General features: G+C 45.5%; 12 protein-coding genes. 4 read left to right on the top strand and 8 right to left on the bottom strand.

Annotated elements, in window-relative coordinates:
• The first annotated feature begins 73 nt into the window (after nucleotides 1-73).
• The gene (locus AS030_RS02890) at nucleotides 74-715 is read left to right on the top strand and encodes a GntR family transcriptional regulator (protein WP_338082293.1); all 642 of its coding nucleotides are present in this window, start codon (nucleotides 74-76) and stop codon (nucleotides 713-715) included.
• A 60-nt stretch (nucleotides 716-775) separates the two neighbouring features.
• Here the strand turns inward: AS030_RS02890 and AS030_RS02885 are convergent, their stop codons facing one another.
• Entirely contained in the window at nucleotides 776-3,208 is a 2,433-nt protein-coding gene (locus tag AS030_RS02885; protein ID WP_061968181.1) for a DEAD/DEAH box helicase family protein, read from the bottom strand.
• A complete protein-coding gene (locus AS030_RS02880; protein ID WP_061968179.1) occupies nucleotides 3,205-3,531 on the bottom strand; it encodes a nucleoside triphosphate pyrophosphohydrolase in 327 nt (108 codons plus the stop codon). Before AS030_RS02880 ends, AS030_RS02885 begins: the two co-directional genes overlap by 4 nt.
• 534 nt (nucleotides 3,532-4,065) lie before the next feature.
• On the opposite strand from AS030_RS02880, the gene AS030_RS02875 reads away from it, so the two are divergent.
• Entirely contained in the window at nucleotides 4,066-4,584 is a 519-nt protein-coding gene (locus AS030_RS02875; protein WP_141687012.1) for an SNIPE associated domain-containing protein, read from the top strand.
• A 416-nt stretch (nucleotides 4,585-5,000) separates the two neighbouring features.
• Here the strand turns inward: AS030_RS02875 and ric are convergent, their stop codons facing one another.
• A complete protein-coding gene (ric, locus tag AS030_RS02870; protein WP_061968174.1) occupies nucleotides 5,001-5,702 on the bottom strand; it encodes an iron-sulfur cluster repair di-iron protein in 702 nt (233 codons plus the stop codon).
• A 139-nt stretch (nucleotides 5,703-5,841) separates the two neighbouring features.
• Between ric and AS030_RS02865 the strand changes: the two genes are divergently transcribed.
• Together AS030_RS02865 and AS030_RS02860 are read left to right on the top strand one after the other, a co-directional pair.
• The gene (locus AS030_RS02865; RefSeq protein WP_061968171.1) at nucleotides 5,842-6,555 is read left to right on the top strand and encodes a Crp/Fnr family transcriptional regulator; all 714 of its coding nucleotides are present in this window, start codon (nucleotides 5,842-5,844) and stop codon (nucleotides 6,553-6,555) included.
• A gap of 110 nt (nucleotides 6,556-6,665) precedes the next feature.
• Nucleotides 6,666-7,145 carry an NUDIX domain-containing protein gene (locus AS030_RS02860; protein WP_061968169.1) on the top strand — a complete coding sequence of 160 codons (480 nt, stop codon included), beginning with the start codon at nucleotides 6,666-6,668 and terminating at the stop codon, nucleotides 7,143-7,145.
• 70 nt (nucleotides 7,146-7,215) lie between these two features.
• Here the strand turns inward: AS030_RS02860 and AS030_RS02855 are convergent, their stop codons facing one another.
• The 5 genes from AS030_RS02855 to AS030_RS02835 all read right to left on the bottom strand — a co-directional run bounded on the left by AS030_RS02855 (nucleotide 7,216) and on the right by AS030_RS02835 (nucleotide 12,842).
• The gene (locus tag AS030_RS02855; RefSeq protein WP_061968166.1) at nucleotides 7,216-8,493 is read right to left on the bottom strand and encodes a YsnF/AvaK domain-containing protein; all 1,278 of its coding nucleotides are present in this window, start codon (nucleotides 8,491-8,493) and stop codon (nucleotides 7,216-7,218) included.
• 141 nt (nucleotides 8,494-8,634) lie between these two features.
• Nucleotides 8,635-9,171: a cob(I)yrinic acid a,c-diamide adenosyltransferase gene (cobO, locus tag AS030_RS02850; RefSeq protein ID WP_061968163.1), complete on the bottom strand. Its 537-nt coding sequence runs from the start codon at nucleotides 9,169-9,171 to the stop codon at nucleotides 8,635-8,637.
• A 10-nt stretch (nucleotides 9,172-9,181) separates the two neighbouring features.
• Nucleotides 9,182-9,952: a uroporphyrinogen-III C-methyltransferase gene (gene cobA / locus AS030_RS02845; protein ID WP_061968161.1), complete on the bottom strand. Its 771-nt coding sequence runs from the start codon at nucleotides 9,950-9,952 to the stop codon at nucleotides 9,182-9,184.
• A gap of 15 nt (nucleotides 9,953-9,967) precedes the next feature.
• Nucleotides 9,968-11,473, bottom strand: coding sequence for a cobyric acid synthase (locus AS030_RS02840; RefSeq protein WP_061968158.1), 1,506 nt, complete (start codon nucleotides 11,471-11,473; stop codon nucleotides 9,968-9,970).
• Nucleotides 11,466-12,842, bottom strand: a complete 1,377-nt coding sequence (locus AS030_RS02835; protein ID WP_061968155.1) for a cobyrinic acid a,c-diamide synthase CobB — start codon at nucleotides 12,840-12,842, stop codon at nucleotides 11,466-11,468. The genes AS030_RS02840 and AS030_RS02835 overlap by 8 nt, the downstream gene beginning before the upstream one ends.
• Nucleotides 12,843-12,860: the final 18 nt, after the last annotated feature.

Here is a 12,860-nt window from a genome sequence, read left to right as displayed (position 1 = left end):
GAATATTAAGCTTATTGTATAGGAAGAGGCAACAGTCGACAACCCTTTTATGAAAAAAATGTGAGGAGCAGATATGATGGCCACTTCAGAATTCGATAAACACGCCCTTTCCAACCGCATTGCCGAAAAAATTACCCACCAAATCATCACAGGAGAACTGAAGCCAGGGGAAAAACTCGTGGAGAACCTGTACGCCGAGGAGTTCGGCATCAGCCGCGCGCCCATCCGCGAAGCCATCTACCTTTTAACAATCGAAGGACTTGTGGAGAAGATTCCGAGAAAAGGAGCCGTCGTGAAACACTACTCCCCCAATGAAATCTATGATTTGCTGGAGATCCGAAATATGTTGGAATCCATGGCGATGAGACGGATCAAGGAGCATGGCGTCGATCCGGCCATCATCAAAAAGATGAACAGCCTCCTCGACACCATGCAGGAGGAACGGGATGTGAACCATTACGCCCAGCTCAACCAGCTCTTTCACAAATACATCATCGAGATGAGCCAGAGCGAAACGATCAAGACCATGTACAACCGTCTCACCACGCCGCTCCTTACCATCCAGAGCATTTCCTTCTCCTACGAAGGCAACATCGAAAAATCCATCGAGGAACACTCCCTCCTCATCCATCTTCTCCGCAGCCAGAAGCTGGACGAGGCAAAAGGATTGCTGGAGAAGCATAACCATGATGTGGTTGTGGGGTTTAAAGGTTAAATTGGAAAGCAGAGCTAATATAGCTCTGCTTTTGAAAAAAATAGTCTGCAAGAATATTGATTATTTTAATATAGTCACCTTTTCTCTTTTTTCAAAATGATAATGTAACCGATAATTACAAATCTGCTTTGTCCATTCGTAAATAATCTCCCTGAACATTTCGGCAAATGTTATATTAATTGAAAATGTTCTACCCTGAAATTCAATAAGCCCCTTCGAACTCCCACTCCACTTCGACATCGGCATACTTGCTATCAGAGAAGCCACCTTCTTTTCATCATAATCCCACAGCCGTCTGGAGGCTTTATCGTTAAAATCGATTCGCTTTCTGTATTCTTTCTCAGTCAAATATTGATGAAAAAATGGTGCGACTTCTTCCGGCAGTACCGGTTTATACCACTCATCCTGCCCTCTGGTCATCATATACTCCAAAACGATCATTTTATAGCTTTTGGCCATACCCGTTCTTTCAACTTCCATAAACCACTCTTCATTATGAAGGAATGCGTCCTGTTCCAACTCACTTAACTCACCTGCCCAGTATAAAAAACCCGGGTAGGACTTAAACTCCTGCTTATATTCAGTGCTATTTGATTTCCCATGAAGATGAAGCTCTAAATATGTCGGTCTTCTTCCCAACTCCTTTTTAAGCTGAATATAGTCTGCATACAGCTTATCTTTTCTCGGCTGCCGCTTTCTTTTCATTTCATTCAATAGATTGATAACTGCTAATTCTAAATTCAGTTCGCAGCCAGGAGGAACGGCTGGTATTCCCATTCTTTTGCTGTTACCTTTTTCCTGAGGCTCTGTATTAAATAATTGCAGCTTAATATCCGCATTTCGATAGTTGCCAATCAAATCGATAATGACACAATGTTCCTTGCCAGCAAATAAGCGGAGACCCCTTCCTACCTGCTGGGTAAATACAGTCAATGATTCCGTCGGCCGGACAAAAAGAAGCGTGTCAACAGAAGGAATATCTACTCCTTCATTGAATAGATCCACCGTAAATATAATATCGATGTTCCCTTGATCCAGCTGGCGTATTGCTTCTCCACGAGTAACCCCAACTGTTTGAGAGTTTAAACTTACCGTTTGATACCCCTGGGTGTTAAAGTAATTTGATAAGAAGTTGGCTTGCCGTATGGAGGAACAAAAGGCAATCGTCCTAGTTTGTTTATGAGTTCCCCAGGCTTCTACTATTTTTTCAGCCATCTCTTCCCTTAGTTGGTAGAAAGCAAGCTCCTCTTCATCATAGCGGGTTCCAAGCCATGTAATCTGGGAATAATCGGTTTCATCATACACACCGTAATAATGAAAGGAGGCCAGCCATTGTTTTTGAATGGCCTCAATAAAATGAAGCTGGTAGGCTACATTACCATCACAGATTGCATAGACATCCTTCCCATCCATACGGTCTGGTGTAGCAGTAATGCCGAGTAAAAACTGTGGTTCAAAATAATTGATGACTTTTTTATAGGAAGCTGCTGCGGCATGATGGAACTCATCCACAATAATCAGATCAAAATCATCCGGTTTAAAGCTGGCAAGGTGACGGTGGATGCCAAGTGTATAAATGGAGGCAAAAATACAATCCGCATCTCCCTCCTTTTCTCTTCCATAGAAAAGACCCATTGTTCTCTCCGGCATGATCTTACGAAAGGACTCTTTTGCCTGTCCTAGTATTTCTTCTCTATGCGCCACAAAAAGGATCCGTTTGAATTGTTGAGCAAAAAACCCAGCAAGGTAGGTTTTCCCCAATCCTGTTGCCATCACTACCATGGCTTTTGTGTATCCTTCTTCCATGGTGCTATTAAGCATCTCCAATGCTTCCTGTTGCGCTTGTCTTGGAGATATGAAAGTAAAAGGTGTTGGAATTTCCATTATTACTTGCGGTTCAGTTTGGGCTGGAAGGGTTAACTCCTCTTCTTCTGCCTCTGTCCATTCCTTCAGTAAGTTGGGATGACGGTTGTGATACCGATCGTAAGCCTCCCGATAATCCTTTAAGGTCTCGGCATTAATCGGAATCGTTTGTTCATGGTGAAAGGTTTTAACAAAAGCATCAAGCGCCTCCTGATAGATATCCTGATCGATCTCTTCATTCACAACCAAATTCCATTCCACACCGCTCGTTAGCGCTGATCTGGAAAGATTAGAGGAGCCAATAATAAAAGAGCCATGTCCATCTTCATTTTGAAAGAGATAGGCCTTGGGATGAAAGGAGCGTCCATTGCTTCGATACAGTTGAATTTCAATCTTGGGATCGATGTCCAGCAGTTTTTGAAGGGCATCAGGTTGGGTAACATACAAATAATCGCCGGTACAGATTTTCACTTCTGCTCCTCTAATGACAGCTTCTTTTAAAAAAGGAGCCAGCAAGCTGACTCCGGACTTCATAACAAACGACGTTAAAATATAGATTGAACTTGCATCATTTAATAAACCTGACAATTCCTCTTTCAAGTTACCTGTTACAAGTTTAATAGGCTTCATTCATCTTCAACATCCACTAGGAAAATACGCTTTTCAAAACCTCCGCGCTTTTCCGCTTTCTCCTGACGGACACGTTCCACTTCAGAAATATCAGCTCCATTAACTTTGGCTAAGGCATGCATCAATTCCAGCAGGTCCGCCAGCTCCTCAATTGCATGCTCATCAGACTCAGCCGAAGCATATTCATCGAGCTCTTCGTAGCACTTGTTCTTTAGTTCTCTTATGTATTGATCATTTTCTAATAGAGTGGTGTTAAAGGATTTACCTGTGTTTGCAATCACTTCTGGTATTTTATCCCGGACGAGTTTGTTGTAGGTTGGCATTTATCTAACCTCTTTTCAAAAAATCTAGTTGTTTTACAGTATTATTGTACCTTATTCTTTAACCAGTCTCTAACGCCTTACCCTATTGTCAAAGGAAAATCTTTTTTCAACCAACCCAATGTTCGTTCATCCCTTAACTTACAAACTATATTCTGATTTGCAAATCCTCCAGTCTTCCACTTAGCATTGTTTCTATCATAGGCTTTAATCCAATCAACTTTGACTGCCCAATCTGCAAAGTCGGGATTATCACTATTTTCTCCAATAGCTGTTGCCTCAGATTTTGTTCTAATAATCTTTCCCCGTTAACCAAAAAATCAAATCCTTAACCATTACCGCTTATTCTTTTACTTCCCCTAACCCTACATAACCAGATTTTATTCGCGTTATGGATTTTATTATTCCACCCATATTCGCAATCGTTCTTATCGTTGGCCGCAATAAGGAATTAAAGAAAGCGGAAGCATACTGGAAGGAAAACAGCTTGGACGAGGTTATAAACACTAAAGGGAAAATCCACAGCTTAACAAGGAAATGATGGCATTAGCGAGCCGCAAGGAAAAAATTGAAAAGGAACTGGAATCATTCAAACCGGTTATGGACGCATCAGAAATTAAGAAAGAACTAATAAAGAAAATTAAGGAATTAAACGACCAAAAGGATACTCTTTCTAAGCAAATTTCTGATACATCCAGTTTATTAGATTTAGAAAAATCAAAGGTAACAATTGGGAATGACATTCATGCCCTAGAGACAAAGAAATCCCTACTAAATAGTGACATGGATAAATTGAGTAAAGAGATAATGTTTATGAATGATGAATTGGATACCCAATCGTTCGGTTTCTATACCCCTAAGTACGGGTTTGAAAATTTTGAAGCCTTCCAAGCTACACTAAAGGACATCCGTCAACAACAAAAACAAATGGTTAAGGAAAAGGTTGCAACCTTACACCGATTAGACTGGGCTATTGGAGACGACAAGAAGAAAGGTAAAGAATTTATTCTTGATACCGTTAAATTAATCTTAAGAGCAATCATAATAAGACAGTAGAATTTACTAAACTAGCAGAAGCCGATGAATATAGGCAAAGCGTCATACTAGAAAAAGAGAGGGTTTTAGAAGCGGTTTAAATAGGCTTTATTTGTACGTAAAGATTATGTGCTTGTCTTACGTTAACTAACAGGTAGAATGCATTAAACTAAATATCGGATTTTTAATGAAAACAAAACAGCAATTTCTTAACGAAATGGCTGTTTTTTATGTTAGTAGGACAAAGGTTTATATTATCTCCCTCAGAAGAATGTTAGAAGCAGCAATAATTTCTGAAACTTACAAGAATACGTATTCCTCAAATTCTTGCTTGATTGAGTCGGTATTATAAAAGTACTTTTTCATGCATTACATGATCTCAAAAAATCTTTCCCGAATTGTTTACCCATACATCTGAGTACCAACTTCCAATAGAGTCAGCCAAGCACTCTTGGAAACAACACATTATTCTCCAAATGCAGATGCTGAAACAAATCCGACTCCAGCTCATCCAGTTTTACATAAGCCAGCCGGTACGTTTCACTGGCATCTTCTGGTTCTTTATAGTCGTTCGTCAATTCCCTTAAGTCTTTTAAGAACTGGCCGATGTGTTCGTGCTCTCTTTTTAGATCTTCTACGAATTCCTTGATGTCGATTAAAGCATTGAGCGTGGGTTTCTTTTCGTAGGCCAGGATCTTTGGAAAAATGAGCTCTTCTTCGATCAGGATATGCTGTTCCAGTTCGATTTTCAGAATGGAGAACAAATAGTGAACATGGGACAGCTCGGGATGGGTGTCAACGTGCTTGTTAAAGATGGTGGTGATCATACTTTGCAGCTTCGGTAATACCATATACAAATACGAATGGTGGGCGTCGATAATGTATTGGATCAAAGCGTTCACTTTTTGTTTCTCCCATTTGGTCATTCCCCGCTGATAGTCCCTGTTCTTTTCGTACAATGTATTCAGCTCATTCAGCACATAACTGGAGTTCAGGTTCCGTTCCTTGATGGCCTCCCCAATCGGCTGGCTGCCGTTTCGTACATAATCAATCCGATAATTCTTCAGAAGGTCTCCGGCTCTTGGGCATTTCATGACAACCTCACGGGTCTCAACCGTTGGATCAAATACGCTCTTCATCAGGACTCCTCCTTTTGACTGGTTTCTACCTTTACTGTATTCTCCTGAAATTCATTTCTCTGTGACAGATATCACATCAATAGGTGAGGATTGTTTGATATACTATGCGTAAGATGTGGAAGATACTGGAGGGAACAAGATGAAAACTCGCGGGAAAGAAGCCGTTCAACAAACAGAGTTTTTCTCCGAACCAACGCTTAAGATACTCGAAGAAATCATGATGACATGTACGATAGATAAAGGAACAATGCTTTTCATGGACAATGAACCGGCCGACAAGCTGTATTTTGTCCAGGAAGGCATGATTAAAGGAACGAAGATGACCGAGGATGGCAAGGAGCTCGTGCTCTCCATCTTCCAAAACGGAGACTTAATAGGGGAACTCAACGCACTAGGAAACGAAAAGCACTCGTTCAGTGCTGTGGCCTCCACAAAAAGCACGGTCGGTGTGATTCATCAGGCCGAACTGGAAGAGATGATGCGCAGCAATGGTGAGATGGCCTTAGAGTTCGTCCGCTGGACCAGCCTCATGCATCAAATCACCCGCTCCAAGCTTCGTGATCTTATGTTATACGGAAAGAATGGCGCACTTTGCTCTACCCTGATCCGTCTTGCGAACTCGTATGGGAAGATGACCGAAGAAGGGATTGTTCTTTCTCTTCAGCTGACGAATACAGAACTGGCTGAACTGGTCGGGACTTCAAGGGAAACCGTCAGTCGGATGGTCAGTGTGCTGAAGAAAGATAAAGTCCTCGACCAGGCAAAGGACGGCAGCATGATTATTAAGGACCTGGATTATTTGAAGGACATGTGCAATTGTGAGGACTGTCCGGTTCAGGTGTGCAGAATATAATATATAGAAGAAAAGCGTATCGGCGGATGGCCGGTACGCTTATTTTAATAGGTATTCTTTTAGGTATATGTTATTATTTAACAGCGAAATATCCTATAGGAGCTGAATTTATGGAAACTGTATGTCGGCATGTGGCAAGAGCTGTCATATCATACCAAGACAAAATTCTCATCGCACGACTTAAAGGTGCACATTCTTTTCTGCCCGGAGGCGGGGTTGAAATAGGTGAAAGCTGTGAAATGGCACTTCAACGGGAACTGTTTGAAGAACTGGGGCTAAAAAGTATTACTGCTAGTAGGTTTATGGGTGTAATGGAAGACAGTTACCTTGAGAATGAAAAGGTCATCCATTCAGTTTCCCATGTTTTCGAAGTAAATTGCCCCTCAAGCGAATTGGAAAATCATTATCCGCATCCTCTAGCCAAGGAAGATCATCTAGAATTCTACTGGCTCGCTCCAACAAGAGAAAATCTGCAGAATCATAACGTTTTGTCCCGTTCTGTTCCTGAACTCATCTCAAAATTTATGACCGAGCAGAAATCCTTCTTCTTTACAGATATGCAGCACTTATCTATCAAAAAAAGGATGTAGTTTATATAAACGTTATACAAAAAATCCCCGGAATGCTTTTACATCCCGGGGATTTAGTTATCTTTTATTTTTAAAACAACCCATCATCATCCGAATTACGCTTCGTGCGGCGAGTTCGGTCTCTCAGCTCATCATCAACATCGGTCAGGTCGTTATCACGGTTTTCACGAGAGTTGATATCTGAATCCGTACCCAATCGTGCATTGCGATCAGCGAGATCGGAATCTGCCCGGAGGCTGCGTTCGTTTTCAGGGAGTTCATCATCGGCAGCTAGTCCTCCTCCCTTGAGACCATTTCTTGAGCCAAGGGCACCGTCACGGTCGATGTCAGCTTCTTCACGTCGAGTTGTTTCATCGACACGCTGGTTCTCGGTTACTTTCTTTTTGCCGACTACAATTTCCTCTGAAACCACAGGTTTCTTGTTGACTTCAAGACGCTCTTCGGTCAACGGAACACGAATTTCTTCGTTGTCGCCAATCGGTCCTGCGTCTGTTCGATCGGTATCGTTCACCGGACGGCGTTCCACATACACTTCTTCATGTTCAACCGGAACGTCTACACTTTGGTGTTCCTCAATTACATTTTTATTAACGTTTACTTCACCTGTTTGTTCGCGCCGTTTATCGATTTCCAGCTGCTCTTCCCGGAGCTTCATCCTGCGCTCTTCGTCCACATCGTTTCGATTACCGAGTGTGTCATCGTTGTCCAGGTCAAGACCTGTCCCAACATTCGTATCCGCACGATTTCCTCTAAGAAGCTCATCATCACGGCTGCTGTCAAAGTCTGTATTGAGGCTGTCACGGGAATCGATCGGCCGTTCGCGGTCGACATCCAAATTGTTGCCATAGTCGTCACGTCCCAGGTCATTTGGCCTGTCGGTAAGATCATCTCTGAAGTCACCTGCTGTCGCGGTGGATGTTCCGTATCCGGTTGTGGTTCCTGTCGCTGCATTATTTAAAGGATCATCATTGTTCAGGTCATCGATGTCTCTGTCGCTATCCACGACCAACAGAATTTTTCCGGCTTCCACATCTGTTGCATAAGAGGATGCAGTGGAACTTGGAAGGCCGAGATCCTCCAGGCGTTCTCCGAGGTTGGTGTTGTCTCTTCTTGGTTCATCATCTGTAAATGCGTTTTTTATTTTATCGAATAGTGTCTCTTCTTCTTTGTTCAGTTCTGCTAGATTGTCTACTTCTGCACCTGTTCTCATTTCAATGTTATCATGGCTGCGTTCATGGTTCGTTACGACAGAGATATCATCCGTGTCGTACCCTTTGTTTTGTAGTTGCTGCACTGCTGTTACGACTGCCTCTTCAGAATCATATACTCCGATGACTTGTTTACTCATAGTAAATTCCTCCTCGTCAATGATATCTTTGCTCAGGGACTAAAATACCCCGATAAACGTTTTGTAAACAAAAATCGATAAAATTTTGAGGTTTATTTTTATGAGAACAGTAAAAAAGCCACCTGTCCGAGGCGGCTTTCTTTAAAATTCGATTCCTTTGATGGCGCCGACCCCTTCATCATAGTAATGTTTGACCGGCTTCATTTCCGTGACCAGGTCGGCCTGGTCCTTGATCTCTTGTCTGGCGCTCCGGCCGGTGAGCACGACATGCATCCCGGATGGACGGTTTTTCAGTGCTTCTACAACTTCTGAAAACGGCAGCACATCATCGACCGAAAATTTATCAATCGCCAGGGCATTGTTGATCTCGTCCAAAATGACCATGTCATACTGCTCATCGGACAGCTTTTCCCTTGCGAGCTGCCAGGCAGCTTTTAGCGCCGTGCGGTGTTCCTCAGGTGTCTTTGTCCAGGTGAACCCCACACCCGTTTGGATCATCTCGATGCCGATCCTATCAAACATCAGCTTCTCCCCGTACGTGCGGAAAGGTGATTTGATGAACTGCAGCATCACCACCTTCTTTCCTCTTCCGGCGGCCCGGATGGCCAGTCCGAGGGCGGCGGTGGTTTTGCCTTTTCCGTCTCCCGTGTACACGAGGATCATCCCTTTTTGTGTCATCTTTCCCCTCCTACTTCGTGAGCGCCGCTTCGATCCGGTCGAACCATCTGATCTTCTCGCGCATTCTCACGACCTCGCCGACAATGACCATGGCCGGATGGGTGATGTTTTCTTTTTGGGCATTGTCCAGTATGGTTTCAAGGGTTCCGGTGACGGTCCGCTGGTTTTCGGTCGTTCCCCATTCGATCACCGCAGCTGGCGTATCCGAACGCTTTCCGTGTGCGATGAGCTCGGAACAGATATGCTTCAGGTTGCCGATTCCCATGTAAAAACAGATCGTGTCGCTTCCTTCGGCAAGTGCACGCCAGTTGATAAAGTCCTGTCCCTTCTCCTTGCGTCCATGTCCCGTGACGATCGTAAAGGAACCCGCATGATCACGGTGGGTCACAGGGATTCCTGCATAGGCCGGAGCCGCGATACCGGACGTGATGCCGGGTACGATTTCAAACGGGATCTCATGCTGCGCAAGGACTTCCGCTTCCTCCCCGCCACGGCCGAACACGAACGGATCGCCGCCTTTGAGCCGGGTGACGACTTTTCCTTCCATCGCCTTTTCCACGAGTAAATCATGAATTTGTTCCTGGATCAGTTCATGTTTTCCGGGCAGCTTCCCGCAAAAGATCAGCTCGCAATCCTTTTTGCTGTATTCCAGCAGTTCCCTGTTGATCAGACGGTCATAGGCGATGACGTCTGCTTCCTTAATGCATTCCAGTCCACGCACCGTAATCAGCTTCGGATCCCCGGGTCCTGCTCCTACCAGATACACCTTTCCTCTCTCCATCTTCACTCCACCTCTCTAGACCGGCATGCGCCGCTCACTGTATCTCTCCATTTCTTTATATATCGCAGCCAGATCCACATGCTTGCGCACATGATCGGCGAGCGTAACAAAACTTTTTTCTTTTAAGTCATTATACCTTATAATCTCCGTTTGTTCTTCCTGCTGTTTCACTTTTCTGATGGAATTCAATAAAGCGCTCCTAAACTCGTCATTATAGAACAACCCATGAAAGTAGGTGCCGATGATGCGCTCGTCCTCGCTTTTGGCGCCATCCGGGAGTCCATGTCCGGTTTCCATGAACGGAATCCTTTCCGAGGAGGAAGAACGCCCCATATGGATTTCATAGCCTTTAATAACAAATTCTTTTCCCCTAAACGTGGCGATTCCCTGTGAACGAACGGTCGTTTTTTCGATATCCATCACCGTCTCGACCGGCAACAGGCCCAGCCCCGCTTCGGTTTCATGCGGGGTTTCCACCGCCTCCGGATCGCTGACCGAAACCCCGAGCATCTGGTAGCCTCCGCAAATACCGACGATCACGGCTTCACTTTTCTGGAGTTTCTCAAACAGCCCCGTTGCTTTAAGAAAGAGAAGGTCTTCGATGGTATTCTTGCTGCCGGGCAGGATGATGAGATCCGGCTGCCCGAGCTGGCTCGCAGTGGTGACAAACCGTATTGAGCAATCCTCTTCGGCAAAAAACGGATCGATATCCGTGAAGTTCGAAATCATCGGGTATTGAATGACCGCGATATCCAGGCCCTTTGTTTCATCCCGTCGTGTGCTGTATCGCTGTAAGACGACCGAGTCTTCTGCTTCGATGTTCAAACCTGGCAGGTAGGGAATCACGCCAAGCACACGCTTTCCGCTGTATTCTTCAAACCAGTCCAGTCCTGATTTCAGCAGTGAGATATCACCACGGAACTTGTTGATGATGACCCCGATGATCCGCTCCCGGTCTTCCTCTTCCAGAAGCTGTAGCGTTCCAACAAGGCTGGCGAACACGCCGCCTTTTTCAATGTCACCCACAAGGATGACGGGCGCGTTGGCCATGCGGGCCACAGACATGTTGACGATTTCCCGGTCATTCAGGTTCACCTCGGCAGGACTTCCCGCTCCTTCAATTACCACACAGTCATACTGCTCATAGAGAGTTGCAAGCGAGCCCTTGATCAGGCGCCGTCCCATCTCGTAAAAGGACTTGCGGTAATCAAACGCGTTCATGTTCTGAAACGGTTTGCCGAGAACGACAATCTGCGCGTCGTTTTCCCGGCTCGGCTTGATGAGGATGGGATTCATGTCAGTTGTTGCTTCCACACCCGCCGCCTCTGCCTGGACACCCTGTGCCCGTCCGATCTCTTTGCCATCGATGGTCACGTATGAGTTCAAGGCCATGTTCTGGGATTTGAACGGAGCGGTTCGATGGCCGTCCTGGGCAAAAATCCGGCAGAACGCGGTCGTGATCACACTTTTTCCGGCATCCGAATGCGTCCCCTGGATCATGAGTGAAAGAGGCTTAGACATGCTGTTTGTTCTCCTGACATTGTTTGATCCAGTTTTCGGCCATGCCCGGGAATGATGCAAAATGGAAATGCGTATAGCCTGCGATGAGATTTCCTTTCATATAGCCCTCATTATTAATCCCTCTCATGCCCTTTGTCTCAAAAGCATAAGGAATCTCTTCTTCTGCTTGAAAGGTGGAGTAATGAAACTCGTGGCCCTTGGCCGCTTCATTTTCTTTTAACAGATAATTGTTTGGTTTACCTTTGATCTCCCGGTAGCCGAGCGCCACCCGCTTCGTATGCATGACCGCTCTTCCCGGGATAATGCCTGCCATCTGATGTACTTCTCCATCAGACGTTTCAAGCTCTTTGGTCAGGTACATGAATCCGCCGCACTCCGCAAGTGTTGGCACCCCGTGTTCGATCGCCTCTTTAACGGATGCTCGAACCGTCGTTTGTTCGCTAAGCTCCTGTGCAAATTCTTCCGGGAAACCTCCGCCTAAATAAAGGCCTTTCGCATCCTGTGGTACGGTCTCTCCGTTTAAAGGTGAGAAGAACTGAAGCTCTGCGCCGTATGCCTCCAGCAGATCCAGATTTTCCTGATAATAAAAGTTAAAGGCCGCGTCCTTCGCCACGGCGATCTTCACCGGTTCTGTATCTCTTTTTTGAAAAAGGGAGTCTTTGGCTACCACTTCAATCGGAGGCGCTTCCGCCACTTTCATGAGGTGATCAAGATCGATCGTGGCTTCAACGAGTGTCCCGAGCTTCTGAAAAAACGGGTCCAGGTCGCCGCGCTCGATCGACGGAATCAATCCCAGATGGCGTTCGGGGATGTAGAGCTCCTCGTTCCGCTCAAGATACCCGATGACCGGCACATCGCATTCCTGTTCAATCGCGGTTTTCACCAGTTCAAAGTGGCCTTTTGAGCCCACCTGGTTAGCGATGACTCCAGCAATGTTCGGCCCCTCAGCCATCATCTGAAAGCCTTTGACAATCGCGGCCGCGCTTCTCGCCATGCTCGCACAATTGACGACGAGCAGAACCGGACTCTCAGTAATCATACCGATTTCCGCTGTACTTCCGCGGTTGGATCTTGGGTCTTTTCCATCATAAAAGCCCATTACGCCCTCGATGATGGAAATGTCTGCGCCCTCGCTTCCCCTCGTGAACACCTCTTTCACGACATTCTCTGGCAGCATCCAGCTGTCAAGGTTCCGGGAGACCCGGCCGGTAACCGCGGTATGGTATGTCGGATCAATATAATCCGGCCCGCACTTGAAGCCCTGTACTTTATAGCCCCGCTTCTGAAAAGCGCTCAACAGGCCGATGGTCAGCGTCGTTTTCCCAACACCGCTCCCGGTACCCGCAATTACAATTCTTCGTTGACTCATGTTCCTCATCTCCCGTTT

Source organism: Fictibacillus enclensis (genome assembly GCF_001457035.1).
In the GTDB taxonomy this organism is placed as follows: domain Bacteria; phylum Bacillota; class Bacilli; order Bacillales; family Fictibacillaceae; genus Fictibacillus_C; species Fictibacillus_C enclensis.
Note: the sequence above shows the minus strand (reverse complement) of the source record. Positions and strands in the feature narration are given on the sequence as shown.

Coding starts and splice junctions, on each gene's coding strand:
- AS030_RS02880 (WP_061968179.1), bottom strand. CDS start 3,531: ATGCCAACCTACAACAAACTCGTCCGGGATAAAATACCAGAAGTGATT.
- AS030_RS02875 (WP_141687012.1), top strand. CDS start 4,066: ATGATGGCATTAGCGAGCCGCAAGGAAAAAATTGAAAAGGAACTGGAA.
- cobA (WP_061968161.1), bottom strand. CDS start 9,952: ATGGAGAGAGGAAAGGTGTATCTGGTAGGAGCAGGACCCGGGGATCCG.
- AS030_RS02865 (WP_061968171.1), top strand. CDS start 5,842: ATGAAAACTCGCGGGAAAGAAGCCGTTCAACAAACAGAGTTTTTCTCC.
- ric (WP_061968174.1), bottom strand. CDS start 5,702: ATGAAGAGCGTATTTGATCCAACGGTTGAGACCCGTGAGGTTGTCATG.
- AS030_RS02860 (WP_061968169.1), top strand. CDS start 6,666: ATGGAAACTGTATGTCGGCATGTGGCAAGAGCTGTCATATCATACCAA.
- AS030_RS02835 (WP_061968155.1), bottom strand. CDS start 12,842: ATGAGTCAACGAAGAATTGTAATTGCGGGTACCGGGAGCGGTGTTGGG.
- AS030_RS02890 (WP_338082293.1), top strand. CDS start 74: ATGATGGCCACTTCAGAATTCGATAAACACGCCCTTTCCAACCGCATT.
- AS030_RS02840 (WP_061968158.1), bottom strand. CDS start 11,473: ATGTCTAAGCCTCTTTCACTCATGATCCAGGGGACGCATTCGGATGCC.
- AS030_RS02885 (WP_061968181.1), bottom strand. CDS start 3,208: ATGAAGCCTATTAAACTTGTAACAGGTAACTTGAAAGAGGAATTGTCA.
- AS030_RS02855 (WP_061968166.1), bottom strand. CDS start 8,493: ATGAGTAAACAAGTCATCGGAGTATATGATTCTGAAGAGGCAGTCGTA.
- cobO (WP_061968163.1), bottom strand. CDS start 9,171: ATGACACAAAAAGGGATGATCCTCGTGTACACGGGAGACGGAAAAGGC.